Below are 15,054 nucleotides of genomic sequence, written 5' to 3' on the forward strand. Positions count from 1 at the left end.
CTTTTTAATTGTCTGAAAATTATAACAAGATTTCACATCACGGAATACATTCCATAATACGGAAAAACATCAAACTTTATTCTATCAACTACGAAAGTGAGGAAAACAATGGCCCAAGTAAGTAATACAAACAATGAATTAAAACGAACGATGAAAAGTAGACACTTATTCATGATTGCACTCGGTGGTGTGATTGGAACGGGGTTATTTAACGGATCTGGCTTTATAATAAGTCAAGCTGGACCTGGTGGATCCGTACTTGCCTTTATGGCCGGTGGATTATTAATGTATTTCGTTATGCTATGTCTTGGTGAACTCGCTGTAGCCATGCCTGTCTCAGGTTCATTCCAAGAATATGCCACTAAATTCATCAATCCTGCAACTGGCTTTACAATCGGATGGTTGTATTGGTTAAGCTGGGCGAATACGACCGGTCTTGAATTTACAACTGCCGGCATTACAATGCAGCGCTGGTTTCCTGATATTCCTGTCTGGGTTTGGTGCTTAATATTCGGAGTTACAATCTTCACTATTAACGCATTATCTGCTCGTAGTTATGCAGAAACAGAATTTTGGTTTTCAAGTATAAAAGTATCTGCCATTATAGCTTTTATTATTCTTGGCGGCGCCGCTATGTTCGGTTTTATTGATTTAAAAGGCGACGAACCAGCTCCGCTATTATCAAATTTCGTAAATCATGGTGGTTTATTCCCAAATGGACTTGCCGCTATTCTTTTAACAATGGTTACAGTCAACTATTCCTTCCAAGGTACAGAACTTGTTGGAATCGCAGCAGGTGAAAGTGAAGATCCAGCAAAAACTTTACCTCGTTCTATTAGAAATATTATATGGCGCACGATGTTTTTCTTCGTCTTAGCAATCTTTGTTCTTGTTGCTTTAATTCCTTGGGAAGAAGCTGGATTAACAAAGAGCCCATTCGTTGCTGTTTTTGATAATATCGGTATTCCATATGCAGCTGATATTATGAACTTTGTTATTCTTACTGCTGTTCTTTCTGTTGCAAACTCAGGACTATACGCTGCTACTCGAATGCTTTGGTCTTTATCAAAAAACGAAATGGCTCCAGCCTTTTTAAAGAAATTATCATCACGTGGGATTCCTCTCAACGCTTTAATCATGACGATAGCTATTTCTGCTTTTTCTCTTTTGACAAGCGTAGTAGCTGCTGAAACGGTTTACTTATGGCTCATTTCAATTTCCGGAGTCATTACCATTATTGTTTGGATGTCAATTTGTGTTTCTCAATTCTTTTTCCGCAAACATTATTTAGCAGACGGTGGAAAATTAGAAGACTTAAAATTTAAAACACCACTTTATCCACTCGTACCAATTCTTGGTTTTGGATTGTATGGCATTATATTAATCAGTCTTATTTTTATCCCAGAACAACGACTTGGAATCTATTGCACTGTACCATTTATCATCTTTTGCTATACCTACTATCACTTTAAAGTTAAGAAAAGAATATCTACTAACACTCATAGTGAAAGTAAAATTAGCGAGACTATGTAATATTTGACGATACATAAAAGACCACACGTGGCGCTTCACTTCATGTATGGTCTTTTATCGTTCCTTCTTTCATTTCTCCCTACTATTGAAAGGATTATTTATAACACTTTAAGTTCTGAATTTCTCAGATGAACTATGGGTTGAAAAGTGAGCATTTCAATACCTTCCCCCCAGATTTCAAGTTTTGCCAATGATGATGTTGAAAGTGTTAATGTAGTAAATGCTACAATACTAGCAATTATGATTTTTACTGTTCATAAGTTGATGATTCAGCTTACTATTACTGTTTTGTTTTGATATATTTAATATATATTTAAAGACAGACAGGAGTTAGATACGATGATAAAAGGTTTCGGAGGAATATTTTGGAGAACTAAGAATCTTGATGTTATAAAAAAATGGTACAGTGAAGTGTTGAAACTTGATATAGAAGATTGGAATGGGACTGTGATTAAACCCCAGTTAGGAAATGAGACCATCTTTTCTTTCTTTACTGAGAATGACAATTATTTTCCAACAGAACAACAAGTAATGTTAAATTTCCAAGTATATAATCTAAACAAGACTATAAAGCATCTTGAGAATATTGGTGTACCTCTTGAAAAGAAAGAAGAAATGAGTGAATTTGGAAAGTTTATTTGGATTAAGGATCCTGAAGGTCGATTGATTGAACTTTGGGAGAAATAGGTGATTATACTTATCTACTATTAAGTTAACAGCCGCGTTAATACAACAAGGTAAATAAAAAGTCGATTCCTTTAACTCCACAGGAAATCGATTTTTTTGTGGAGTTAAAATTCTTAGCTTTGTAATTTCGCATTTTTCAAATTCTGCCCTATGGCCATCAACTTAAGAACATTAAAAAAGATGCTATTCTTACGAAAAGAATAGTGTTTTTCATTATTTTAATATGATTTCATCTGAATTTAATGAATATATCCCCTCTCCTACAAAAGTAGTAGAATATTCATTTAAACTTGCTACCTCAGTTGGATTTATCTTATTTCAATTTCAATATAATAGTAAGTAGGTATATCGGATATAGATGTACATTACTAGGCTTATACATATTTCAACTTTAGAATTACATTCACTATTCAATTGGTAGTTACCAATAAAGAAAGGAATGATCATAATAATACAGAACATATACGAAACTCATTTACATGTAAAAAATTTAGAAAAAGCGATAAATTTCTATCAAAACAAGCTAGGATTAACGTTAGCAAGAAAACTCTCCAAAAGAAGAGTGGCTTTCTTTTGGGTCGGAGAAAATAAAAAACAAATGCTTGGACTATGGGAAGTAAATAATATCGAAGACTTTGAGCCGAGACATTTTGCTTTTGGTGTAAATTTAGAATCTTTAATGACTTCTAAATCTTGGTTAGAGGAACGTGGAATAGAAGTGATAGGAAGTCAAGGAAAAGGAAATCAAGAGCCAATTGTCCAAAGGTGGATGCCCGCTGCAAGTGTATACTTTCTAGATTGTGATGGAAATAAATTAGAATTCATTTCTATGTTACATGAGAATCCAGATGAATTAGAATATGCATCTTATTTAAGTGTATGGAATGCGGAACACCAAGAAAAATGAATGAAATTTCCATTCAAGTCTTTTCTTATTTTTAGATATAATGTTGTACTATCCCCCTTTTGCTATTAATTTTCGTCGGATTTATGAACAGTTATCATAATGGAGAATTCATGACAACTCCACTTATTAACATAATGTATTTACTGTCACCTTATATTTGTACTTACGTACGAGCAATTCCTAATCTGCTTCAATTATAATTTGAATCATTTAATTTTTCTTCTTATCTGGCATCTACTCTTTAAACAAAAACTCCCCTTAAATCGAAAATGATTAAGGGGAGTTTTATATACGATGCAATTATAGTTCAGATTTCACCCGAACAGAAACATTATTTTTAATTATATTTTTGACATCTTTAAAGCTAACAAAATTGTTACTTTTCTCATCCCAAAGACGGAAACGTAGTGATTGTAAGCTTGTAGCAAGCGTAATCGTTGGTACATTTTTTAAAGGAAGCGTATTATTGTGTGCCTCTTCTAGTTTATAGTTAGGTACTCTTGGGCTTAAATGGTGAACATGATGGAATCCAATATTACCCGTTAGAAATTGCAAAATTTTGGGAAGCTTATAAAAAGAACTTCCTTCCACTGCCGCTTTCACATATTCCCAATCTTTATCCTCTTCAAAATAAGAATCCTCAAATGTGTGCTGTACGTAAAACAGCCAAATCCCTACTGAACCTGCTATTAAGAATATAGTACCATGTACTAACAGAAACGATTGCCACCCAATCGCCCAGCAAAGTATAGCTACTACAGCAACGATTAAAATATTTGTTAAATAAGTGTTCATACGTTCTTTTTTTCTAGCACCTTTTCGGTTAAATCTATTTTTAAGCAGGAAAACATAAATTGGGCCTAACCCAAACATAACGAATGGATTGCGATATAAACGATATGCTAAACGGAGTCTAAATGGTGCTGCTACATATTCATCTACTGTAAGCGTCCAAATATCCCCTGTACCCCTCTTATCCAAATTACCACTCGTAGCGTGGTGAATAGAATGCTCATGCCCCCACTGATCAAATGGGAATAATGTTAAAACACCCATACACGTTCCAACTATTCTATTTGCACGTCGACTTTTAAAGAATGAATAATGGGTACAATCATGAAAAATAATGAAAATCCTTGTCATAAATCCAGCGGCTAACAGTGCTGGAACTAATGTTAACCAATAAGAAACTGACAAACTTTTATAAGCAAGGTACCATAAAATAATAAATGGCACGATTGTGTTGATCAGTTGCCAAACACTTTTTTTAATCGTTGATTTTTCAAAAGGAGCAACTTGTTTTTTTAAATTTTTAGTATTTTCTAAGGTCATTGTTCTAATTCCTTTCCTTTTTGTTGCTAATTCATATTATAGCACACTATTAGTATCAGGTGTTAAAAGTAGCTATAATAAATATTTTATACTATGAAAATCTCTTTTTTCTTACTCATTACTTACAAATTTCTTACGTCCAAAATAGCTTCTATAATTGGACAGACGGAGCATTTTATGTATCAAAAAAACTTCATATTTTTCCAATAAGTACATAAAAAACAGCGAGTTTTTTCACAAGAAGAAAAAAGCTGCAATCAGTCAGTTTCACCGACTTATCGCAGCTTCTCTTCTTTTTACCTTATTTTATCGATGAAGCCAAACTGCACCTGCAGACTTGTCTTCAGCTTGGCCTACTACTTCAAACTTCAGTCCTAGCTTCGGTAACTTACGTCCTGCATCAGGAATAACGCTGTTGATGTATTGCTTAGAATCATCAAATTTTGCCACTCCTGGTAATCCTTTATAATCAAAGATACCGCGTGTTGGTGAATTTACTTTCCATGCTGGTGTTTGATCAAATGAGAATGCCGCATCGGCAATTTGATAACGCGTACTGCTCTTCACAGTAGGTTGTCCGTTTAATGTCCCTACAATTGCCTCTGGATGAGAATCTACTACTCCTAAGAACCCTTCACCTGGATGAACGCCTACCCAGTTATCTGTAAAGCTTTGATCCGCATACCATACAACCATTCCTGTATTAAATACTGGGCCACGTGCATGTTGTAACGCAGTGTCAGAACCAGCGTAATTTCTCCACTCTACATAGTAATTATGTTTTTTCTGTTCAAATCCGTTAGACACAGTAAAGCCTTTTAACGTCATTGCTGGCTGACCTTCTGCATCATCAGAGAAAACAACTTTTCCATCTACAGTTAAGGCTGCATTATCTAACGCAAATCCTTTATAAGCTACTGCAATATCTGTTAAGTACTCAAATTGCAGTTTTACTTTTTTCCCTTTGAATTGGCTTAAATCGTATGATTTATCAACCCATTTACCATCAGTTGTATCCGCGCCGCCTTTTACATCTTTTTCGCCCATTCTATCAATGCGTGTCTTCGTTCCATCTTCTGCAATCGCATATACGTCAAGGAAATCATACTTCGCTTCAAGTTCGTAAAATGCCTTATAATCGAACTTAGCATCCTTTGCATTTGTTAAGTCAAATACTGGTGTCTCAAGTGTTGTATGAATGTCATTTCCTTTTGTACTGTAATAGAACTTCTTACCAAACGCCGATTCGATATTTTTTATATCTTTGTCCGGCAAGTTAACACGAACAATTCCAGGTCGTTTAGATTTTGTAGTACTTTGATCTACATATGTTGCAACACCGATTCCTTTGCTAAGTTTGTCATAATCTACTTCAAGAATATTCGCCCAGTTCCCCTTCATATTCTTTTGGAAAAACTCTTTATTTTGTGGCGAGAAACTCGTTGGCTCTGTTCCTGCAATTTTTCCAGCCCAGCTACCACCACTCATAATAGACCATGACTCAACAGGTTCACCTTGTCCTGAGTACTTTGTATCATATTCATCTGGTAAGCCTAAATCATGGCCATACTCATGTGCAAACACACCAACTGCTCCGTCTTCAGGCTCGATTGTATAATCATATGCAGCCATCTTTCCGCCCCAGTTCGAAATAGAAGATTTCGTGCCATCAATTGCATATGGTTTTGAACCTAGTTTTGAACGATGTGACCAAATCGCATCATCTTTCAATTTACCGCCGCCAGCTTCTTGACCAACGCCAGCATGTACAACCATTAAATGATCAATAATGCCATCTGGCTCATTTTTATTTCCATCACCATCTTGATCGTATTGATCAAATTGGTCATAGTCTGCTAAATTGATTCCTTTTGCTACCGCTGCTTTTAATGCTTCTTTCACAAAATCTTTTGGTCCTAAAGGCCCCTTGTTATCATGCCCAGTACCCGCATCAGCACCATAATCTGATGCTTTTCCTGGAACAGTAAGCCACTCTGTTACAGTCCCATCAACTGTATAGCTACCACCAGATTGTTCTTCATAATATTGCTTAAATGTGTTAATCTTCGATCCATCAAATAAAGTGAATGGTTCATCACCAAATAACATTTTTTGATAATGTTCACGATTAAAGTCCTTAGAATACATGTATCCTGGCTCTTGATCAATATTGTTATGCTTAAAATCGCTAAATTCTACAAGTAAAACAAGTACTTTATCTTTTCGAACAGCTCCATTGTATTCTTCTTGCTTCGCTGATGTAGTAGGTACTTTTCCATTTAATTTCCCTGGATTCAATGCTGCACCTTGTCCAGCTACTGGGCCTACTTCAGGCTGCTGTGCCTGTTCATTTTCCTTCATTTTTGTATCTTTTACTTTTTTCATAAAATCAGAAGCTTCTTGTGTAAGACTATCTCCTGTTAAGATTTCTTTCCCAGGGTTTTCCCCTTTCTTTTTCTCAACATATTTTTCGACAGCCTTTGACGTCTCAGCTTGTGATGCAGATTGATCAATTACCCCCCGTTGTTTTAGCGCTTCTGCCAAACGCTCCTCCGGTATTAAGTGCTCATCTATTGGTAGAGATGATGTTGGTGTCTCAGCATAAGCTGCGTGACCTCCAAAAGCAAACGTACTACTTAGTACTGCTGCTGTTGTTAATACCGCTAATGGTTTTAATTTCTTTTTCTTTTTCAATGTATTTCCTCCCCAGTGTCTGCAAATTATCGTTTTTTGCCGATAACAACATAATATTCGTTATAATACGAATATTCAATCTTTTTCAACAAATAAAATGTTGAGAAATATTTTTTTATGCAGGGTGAAATACATAAGATATAAAAACAAACAGACTCTCCTATAAATAACAGTGAACTTTTATATGTTCTTAGTTACAATTAAAATCCAGTAAATCTGGGATTCATACTTTTTTAATAAAAATAAGAATTAAATATTTTCTATACTATTTAATCTATGGATTACCATATTACTCACTATTCTCATTATTACAAGCTAATAGTGGTTCGTACATCATTATAGCGTGATTCTCTGTTACATATTGATCTTCTATTAACTGTTTCTGTTGATTATATACTTTACGTTGAATCACATTATGTCGTATATAACCGCCCCAGTATGCAGGTTGAATTGAATGTTCTTTCTCATACACTTCATATTGATAAAGTTGCGGATAGACTGTTCTCCATTCACCAACTAAATATTCATCTGTCATATAAAGATGAAGTTGATACGGTTGGTCCGTTTCATTTTTAATTTGTAAATCCAAATAGTTATAGGAACAAGTTGCTCCACTCCCAAACGGTTGAGTTCGCCTAGAATCAGGAAAGACATCAAAGCTATGACGATATCGTTCTGTTACTGTCAGTGGTGTATGTAAAGTCATCCAATATATTAAATTCGAAAGCTGACAAAGACCTCCTCCAATACCTGTTTGAAAAGATCCGTAATGTAATACCATACCTTCTACATACCCTTTTTTCCTCGTAGGCTTACCTATTAAACGCCAGTAAGAAAATGTTTCTCCTGGTCTAATGACGATACCATTTAGTTTTTTAACAGCAATTTTCAAATTAACAACCTTATTCTGTTGATACCACATATCTACATCTTTGAGCTTACGGAGTAATATCGTTCGGTGCTGAATTGCTGTACAAGGTAGCTTTTCTTGTTGGAACCTTTTTGCATATGTTTTTCCGTCTGATAACCACTGAATATACCTCTTTGTAGAGTAATACCACGTCCCTAGCATAATTCGATACTTAGAACGCTGTTTAGGACGTAAGTGCACTATATTCATTTTATTCCCTCTCTCTTTCTTCAAATAAATTCTAATATATCTCTAATTCAATAAACTACAGTTTTCTTAGCGGCATAATAATTTTTGTAAATAAAAAACGCAAAAAAATAATAAATTTACTCTAGTGGAGATTTTATTTTGAGGATTGCTTTCTAATTATATGAAACTGCGCTACAATACGATAAATTGAAATAAACACATTATAAATATAACGGATAACCTTAAATAAAAAATAATGAAAATTAAAGAAATTCTAAAGTATTAATATATTTTTCGTAAATATTAATTGATAATACATTAGACTTTACTATATGTATAAATTCTCTATTCTACAAAACAAAATTTTTTAATGTAAGAAAAGAATATAATTCCCCTTTAACATTTATACAAGTCTCCTCTGAAAAACTTTACAAAACAATCCGAGCCCTTATATTTAGAATGAACACAAAAAATTGCCACCAGTTAGCTTAACTGGTTGGCAATTTTTTAACGAGAATGCTTTACAAATAGTTGAATTGCTTCTTGTGGTACATAGCACTTTCCATTACTCTCTACAATAATACTTCCTAATTCATACCCTTTACCATTGATACGAATTATATTTTTGTTACCAAATAGTTGTGCTTCTACTTTATTATGTTTTACCACAAGTAACGGGTTTACTCCTTCGGTTTTGTCGGCTGTTACAGTTGCACCGATTTTCTTAAAGGCTTGCTCACTCTCTAAAAATATTTTATTCGTTACTTCTTCTAAGTTAAAGCCCATCGCTTTGGCCATCGTCTTCGCAATGTCTGTATTCTGGATTAAGCCTTCTGGTTTTTGAGGTCCATAAGAATATAAGAATACATCCTCACCTGTATGTCCTCCTGTCGTAAAGCCGATATTTGCACGATTAGCCAATAATGTAGTAAGGATTCGTCCTACATCCATTTTCTTTTTTTCCGCTTTTAATTTTTCTTTTTCATCATGAGTTAGATTATCCAAACCGTATAGTTTAGCTACATCTTCTACATTTGATAAATCAGATTTCAGTTTATTTATAGTTCCTTCAAGTGTCATTTTCGCCTTTTTCAATGGATCAATGTATGCAGAAACCGGTGTAGTATTGTATCCTTTTGTCGTATTCCTATTCCCTATAGAGATGCCGCTGTTACCATGATCAGTTAAAGCGATAAGCATCGTATCCCCATCTTTCTTCGCAAATTGTAACGCCTTTGCTACCGCTTCATCAAATGCCAATACATCGCTAATAATCCCAATCGGATCATTAGCATGAGCTGCCCAATCTGGCTTACTACCTTCTACGAATAAAAAAAAGCCATCTTTATCTTTTGATAATGTTTGAATTGCTTTTTCTGTCATTTGAGAAAGTGTCGGTTGTTCTGGATTTGTTGCTATACGATCCATATCAAACGCAAGAGCATGATGTGAGAAAGAGCCCCAAATTTTATTAGATTTGGAGTTCAATAACGCATCTTTCGTTTCAACAAAATCGTATCCTTTGTCTTGAATCACCTTTACTAAATTTTCACCATCTTTTCGGATTCCATTACTTTTTATAGGTAGAAGCGCCGCTTTTCCCCCGCCTAATACGACATCTATATTTTGATATACTTGCTGCTTCGCAATTACGTTAAATTGCTTGCGATTGACATGGTGAGCTGAGAATCCCGCCGGAGTAGCATGCTGAATTTCAGATGTAGCAACAATTCCCGTTGCACGACCAGTACGTTTTGCACCTTCTAATACGTTTGCGACCGGCCGTAACTTGTCCTCTTCTTTTATTGGCTTTAAGCTAGGTGAATTTACAATAGAAGGTAGTACACCTACATATCCTGAATTCGATTTATTTCCAGTTGCTAATGCTGTTGCTGCTGGCGCTGAGTCTGTAATAGCTGATTCCGCCGAAAACGTACGAACACCTCCTGCTACAATTTGATCTAACGTAAGCGGTGCCCCTTTATACCAGCGAGCCAATGTTGTCGCCGTTGAACTAGTCCCGTCCATAACCATCATAATTATATTTTTAGGCTGATGTTCTACTTTTTTCACCTTAGCTTTGGCCGCATGATAATTCATCATACTTTCCGTACTTAATACGCTTACTATTATAGCTGCCACTAATAGCAACTTTTTTATCTTCACACCATAATTCAACATGATTGTTCCTCCATAAACTTTGCATTCATTTAAATACACCTTATTTCCTTTTCCATTCCAAAACCTACATATGTTTTATTAGTTCCCAATTCTCATAAAGCTAACAATAGTTACCTTCTCTTTCTTTAATTAAATATCGGTATGTTTCATCTATCTTATAAAAAAGATTTAGCATTCTTTTCATTAATTACTTGTTTAACAATAAATCCTCGATTAAAAGAAATAAAAATTTATTGTTAAACAATAAATTTCATGTTAAATTAATAAGATATTAAATAAATGAGGTGCTTTTTATGAAACAAGGATCCACACTCTTTTTAAAGACCGTTGTGATTCTGATCGGAATCCCTGTTCTTGCTATGTGCATTTTTTTAGTCCCTAAAATAGGAAATTTCGCCGCAGAATTATATCCAGATATTGCATATATTAAATATCTTGTATTTATCAACTTATACGCAACAGCACTACCTTATTACTTCGCACTGTACCAAACATTTAAGCTTTTAAACTATATTGATAAAAACAACGCATTTTCAGAGTTATCTGTTAAAGCTTTAAAAAATATTAAGTACAGCGCATTGGCAATTAGTGTATTATATGTATTAGGTATGCCACTTTTCTATCTTGTGGCAGAGAGAGATGACGCCCCTGGCATTATTATTATCGGAATGATTATGATTTTTGCTTCAATGGTAATCGCGGTCTTTGCTGCCGTTCTCCAAAGACTATTAAAAGATGCTATAGATATAAAATCAGAAAATGATTTAACGGTCTGAGGTGAATAATATGGCAATTATCATTAATATTGATGTAATGTTAGCGAAAAGAAAAATGAGTGTAACAGAGCTTTCGGAGAAGGTTGGAATTACAATGGCTAACCTTTCTATTTTGAAAAACGGAAAAGCAAAAGCAGTTCGGTTTTCAACTTTAGAAGCAATATGTAAAGCATTAGAATGCCAACCGGGTGATATTTTAGAATATCAACCTGAAGAAACCGAATAAAAAGAGTCCTTCATACGAGAAGGACTCTTTTTATTACACATTACGGCGCAAAACTAATTTGACCAGTAAACAATAGGATAATTGCTATGATCCAAAATATAAAAAATGATGAGGACAGTATTAATGAAAGAATAGCAATTCCCTTCTTCTCTGTTCTTTTCGTCATTGTGATTATTGAAAGCATGATACCTACACCTGTCAGGGCAATTGTAATATAATCTCCAACTATATTACCTGCATTCGCTATCCTTGTTGGCGTTATAAACACGAATAGAAAACACAAAATACCGATGAGTAAAGATATATAGCTTATTATACTGTACTTCTTTTTAGGAACTATTTCTGTTTTCATACTAACCCCACCCCTTCTATATAGCTATGAGTTCATATTAACACGAATAACCATAATTTGGTTAAAACATAAAAAAGATAAAGTGGACGCTATCACTTTATCCTTCAGTTTATTTCTATCTAACAATTAACCTGGCTACTTCTTTAATAAAGATGGACGGACATTCTTTAACTCCTAGCAATTTTTATATACAGAAAATAAAATGAAATAGTTCTAAAAAATAAAGACTGTACCTTTAAAATGAAATATACAGTCTTAAATACTAACTTATTTTATAAAGAAAACTCTCTATTTATCACTACCTTAAAAAACTCCGAGTAATGTGATAAAGAATAATCCGCTACATCACAATTACCTTGAAACATACATGTTGAAATACCTAATTCTTTTGCAGGTAATAAATCTAATTCTCTATCTCCAATAGCTAAATCAATATTGTATTTTTTATGCAGATGATTATAAGCCAAAGAGTTCGGCTTTCGAGGAAAGCCATCGTCAATTGTAACCATATCTACGAAGTATTTTTCCCAGCCGTAATATTTTAAAATGGCCATAACCCCTTTCCTATGTTTATGGGTCATAATCACATTTTTATTTGCAAATTTCAAAACCTCTTCGACACCCGCAAAAGGTTCCATATCTTTTGGAGTAAATTTCCCCTTCAAAACTTTAATTTTTTCTTCCTGCTCGCATGAAATATTATAATATTGAATTGCATGAGAGTATGATATTTTTAAGTTTTTGTATATTTCTTGTTTTTCTACTGAATCACCTAATATTTCAGAAAGCATCATTGTATATGCAGGATACGTATCAAATAACGTCCCATCAAAATCCCATAAAATATTCATTCTATTCACCTTCTATTTTCAAATCATTCAATGACTAAATCCGCCCTATCCTTCGGCAATTCCATTTCTAAGTAATAATCCTCTGCTTTCCAATACCTATTTTCAAACTTTGAAAGGTTTTTCTGCGTTTTTTCACTCTCACGTAGAAACCTTGTCTCTCTTGGACAGTCCAAATAGACCATATAATGAAAGAAATCTCTCCATTCTTTTCGCTGTAGAAAGACTCCTTCAATAACAATTACGCCTACAATAGGAATCTGTACTTTTTTCATTTCACATGAGTCTGTTTCCTCTTGATAAAAAGGCAAAGTCAGTTTTGTCTCATGTTGTAACTTCTGAAAAAACTTCTGCCTCAAGTATGGAATATCCCACTGTAAACAATAATACTCATACCATTCTTCATATCCTGTATGATAGCGTTTATTACGCTCCACTATGTGATCATCAATATGAAAAATATGAAACGGAATGCCTTCTTGTTTCATATTTTCTTTTAAATTTGCTACGAATGTTGTTTTTCCAGATCGACTTAAACCATCTATACCTAAAATGAATCTATTTTCCCTATGCTTCTTCATAATCTTTATAAGTTCGTTTGTGCTCATTACTTCTTCCACTCTTCTTTTAATAAAGAATATAAAATAGTATCATGAGCAACTCCATTTTGAATCATATGTTTTCGAAGTAATCCTTCTTCTTGAAACCCTGCTTTACTTAATAATTTTTGAGAAGCTTTATTTTCTACATATACAACAGCAGCAATTCTTATAAGTTGCAATGTTTCAAACCCGTAAGCTAAAATCGCCTGTAACGCTTCCGTTGCGTACCCTTGTCCCCAATATGTATCATCTAATTCATAACCAATTTCAGCTCGTCTATGATGATTGTTAATTAAATGAAATCCACACGTCCCAATTAATTGGCCCGTCCCTTTTTTCTCGATTCCCCAGCGAAATACACTTCCTTCTTCATAACGATTTTTAAACGTTTGAATCGTTGTTTTCGCTTGCTCAATATTTTGGAAAGAATCCATTCCGAAATAACGTATAACAGATTCTTTCGAAAAATAACGGAACATCGTTTCCGCATCTAATAGTGTAAGTTCTCTTAAGAATAAACGTTCTGTTTCTAGTTTCGGAAATCCCATCTCTCTTTCTCCCTCTATTCTAATGAACTACAAATTTCAATATAATTTCCATCTGGATCAGCAATGTAAGAAATTGTTTGTCCCCACGGTTTTACAATAGGTTCAACTAAAATCTTAATACCTTGTTCTCTAAATTGCTCAATCGTTTCTTGTACATTCTCAACAACGAATCCTAATTCGAAATGAGAAGACTGTAATTCACCTTCTGTAAGCGGTAGTCCTGTTAATTCTTTCACATCTTGCCGCGTATTCATCGCTAAAATGGTAGTTCCAGTATTAAATTCAATATATGTACCGTGCTCTGCTTTTATAGGTAACTGTAAAATATCTTTATAGAATTTTAAACATTCCTCAAACTTTTCTACATATAAAATGATGTACTTCATTTTCAAATCCATTTTACATCCCCCTTTATATCTACCCCTAAAATTTCGACAAAAGTCTCATAAAAACCTTGTTCTTTGTAGTAATGAGCAAAAAAAATGAGGCCGATTTCTCGGCCCCCCAGCTTATTGGCATAAAACAGGAGATTTGGTTTGGACATAACCAGTTCGTACTTTTATTATATTTTATTTTTTCTGAATTTTAAATACATTAAACACCTATTTATATTGAGAAAGTTTTTTGCTTGCATAAAATTAAAGAGTTTAAGAAATGATACAAATGGAGGTGTATACATATGGAACCAATGCTATGTCCAAGTTGTAAAACGAACCGTACTCGCTTTAATATTCTTGAGCAACAAGTAAAACCAGTCAAATTAAATCCACAAACTGGTCAAGTAGAAGAAGAATATACAAATGACACGATGAATGCTTTTCATATGGCCTATCAAGGACCTACTTATCGCGTCCAATGCGCTGTATGTGGGCTTGTTGAAAACCCAGAACAATTTATTAAACCTGCTCAAAATCAGTCTTTCTAATAAAAACATTATTATCCCTTATAGAAATAGATTTTTCTATAAGGGATTTTTCCGTTTAATAACTTAATTAAAAATGTGTTTCTTCCTTATTATATGTTAAACTTCGCACTCTTTTAGAAATGTTTACATAGGAGAGGTAAAACAAACAATAAAAAGATAACGCTTCCATCAATATTTCTACTATTAACTTGTCATATAGTCATCTTTTACTTTTGGATCTTCGATTGGGAGAAAATAACGACTCCTTACGATCTAACAATATGGATTGTTTCTACTATTTGTAGTCTTTTACTTTACTACCATTTTTAAAATCAAAAATCTAATAAATTAATATTAATTGCTAG

15 protein-coding genes are annotated in these 15,054 nt (G+C 33.9%); 6 read left to right on the forward strand and 9 right to left on the reverse strand.

The genetic code is table 11. The annotated features are described in order from the left end of the window. Positions 1–108 precede the first annotated feature (108 nt). The 3 genes from DN403_RS26945 to DN403_RS26955 all read left to right on the forward strand — a co-directional run bounded on the left by DN403_RS26945 (position 109) and on the right by DN403_RS26955 (position 3,127). A complete protein-coding gene (locus DN403_RS26945) occupies positions 109–1,533 on the forward strand; it encodes an amino acid permease (RefSeq protein WP_000079994.1) in 1,425 nt (474 codons plus the stop codon). Positions 1,534–1,872: 339 nt separating this feature from the next. Then, positions 1,873–2,220: a VOC family protein gene (locus DN403_RS26950; protein WP_000589588.1), complete on the forward strand. Its 348-nt coding sequence runs from the start codon at positions 1,873–1,875 to the stop codon at positions 2,218–2,220. Between the two features lie 448 nt (positions 2,221–2,668). Then, complete coding sequence (locus DN403_RS26955; RefSeq protein WP_025989052.1) at positions 2,669–3,127, forward strand: VOC family protein; 459 nt, start codon at positions 2,669–2,671, stop codon at positions 3,125–3,127. Positions 3,128–3,427: 300 nt separating this feature from the next. Here the strand turns inward: DN403_RS26955 and desA are convergent, their stop codons facing one another. The 4 genes from desA to DN403_RS26975 form a co-directional block, all read right to left on the reverse strand. Then, positions 3,428–4,459 carry a Delta(5) desaturase DesA gene (gene desA, locus DN403_RS26960; RefSeq protein WP_000171500.1) on the reverse strand — a complete coding sequence of 344 codons (1,032 nt, stop codon included), beginning with the start codon at positions 4,457–4,459 and terminating at the stop codon, positions 3,428–3,430. 306 nt (positions 4,460–4,765) lie between these two features. Further along, positions 4,766–7,153 carry an immune inhibitor A domain-containing protein gene (locus DN403_RS26965; protein WP_149185931.1) on the reverse strand — a complete coding sequence of 796 codons (2,388 nt, stop codon included), beginning with the start codon at positions 7,151–7,153 and terminating at the stop codon, positions 4,766–4,768. Positions 7,154–7,442: 289 nt separating this feature from the next. Beyond that, positions 7,443–8,273 (reverse strand): VanW family protein, encoded by an 831-nt coding sequence (locus DN403_RS26970; protein WP_001028246.1) that lies wholly within the window; start codon positions 8,271–8,273, stop codon positions 7,443–7,445. Between the two features lie 486 nt (positions 8,274–8,759). Next, complete coding sequence (locus DN403_RS26975; RefSeq protein WP_000935908.1) at positions 8,760–10,433, reverse strand: alkaline phosphatase; 1,674 nt, start codon at positions 10,431–10,433, stop codon at positions 8,760–8,762. Positions 10,434–10,726: 293 nt separating this feature from the next. Between DN403_RS26975 and DN403_RS26980 the strand changes: the two genes are divergently transcribed. Together DN403_RS26980 and DN403_RS26985 are read left to right on the forward strand one after the other, a co-directional pair. Further along, on the forward strand, positions 10,727–11,209 hold the full coding sequence (locus DN403_RS26980; protein ID WP_000809121.1) for a DUF2975 domain-containing protein: 483 nt from the start codon (positions 10,727–10,729) through the stop codon (positions 11,207–11,209). Between the two features lie 10 nt (positions 11,210–11,219). Continuing rightward, positions 11,220–11,435 (forward strand): helix-turn-helix domain-containing protein, encoded by a 216-nt coding sequence (locus DN403_RS26985; protein WP_000974622.1) that lies wholly within the window; start codon positions 11,220–11,222, stop codon positions 11,433–11,435. 40 nt (positions 11,436–11,475) lie between these two features. On the opposite strand, the gene DN403_RS26990 is transcribed toward DN403_RS26985, so the two are convergent. The 5 genes from DN403_RS26990 to DN403_RS27010 form a co-directional block, all read right to left on the reverse strand. Then, positions 11,476–11,787 (reverse strand): hypothetical protein, encoded by a 312-nt coding sequence (locus DN403_RS26990; protein WP_000845550.1) that lies wholly within the window; start codon positions 11,785–11,787, stop codon positions 11,476–11,478. A gap of 272 nt (positions 11,788–12,059) precedes the next feature. Continuing rightward, positions 12,060–12,638, reverse strand: a complete 579-nt coding sequence (locus DN403_RS26995) for an HAD-IA family hydrolase (RefSeq protein ID WP_001024238.1) — start codon at positions 12,636–12,638, stop codon at positions 12,060–12,062. Positions 12,639–12,661: 23 nt separating this feature from the next. Next, the gene (locus DN403_RS27000) at positions 12,662–13,243 is read right to left on the reverse strand and encodes a kinase (RefSeq protein ID WP_000106089.1); all 582 of its coding nucleotides are present in this window, start codon (positions 13,241–13,243) and stop codon (positions 12,662–12,664) included. Continuing rightward, positions 13,243–13,785, reverse strand: coding sequence for a GNAT family N-acetyltransferase (locus DN403_RS27005; protein ID WP_000506642.1), 543 nt, complete (start codon positions 13,783–13,785; stop codon positions 13,243–13,245). Before DN403_RS27005 ends, DN403_RS27000 begins: the two co-directional genes overlap by 1 nt. Before the next feature lie 14 nt (positions 13,786–13,799). Further along, complete coding sequence (locus DN403_RS27010) at positions 13,800–14,183, reverse strand: VOC family protein (RefSeq protein WP_000364500.1); 384 nt, start codon at positions 14,181–14,183, stop codon at positions 13,800–13,802. Positions 14,184–14,464: 281 nt separating this feature from the next. Here DN403_RS27010 and DN403_RS27015 point away from each other — a divergent pair, with 281 nt between their 5' ends. After that, a complete protein-coding gene (locus DN403_RS27015; protein WP_000433605.1) occupies positions 14,465–14,710 on the forward strand; it encodes a hypothetical protein in 246 nt (81 codons plus the stop codon). The last annotated feature ends 344 nt before the right edge of the window (positions 14,711–15,054 follow it).

It is taken from the genome of Bacillus sp. AY2-1 (assembly GCF_008368965.1).
Taxonomy (GTDB): domain Bacteria; phylum Bacillota; class Bacilli; order Bacillales; family Bacillaceae_G; genus Bacillus_A; species Bacillus_A thuringiensis_S.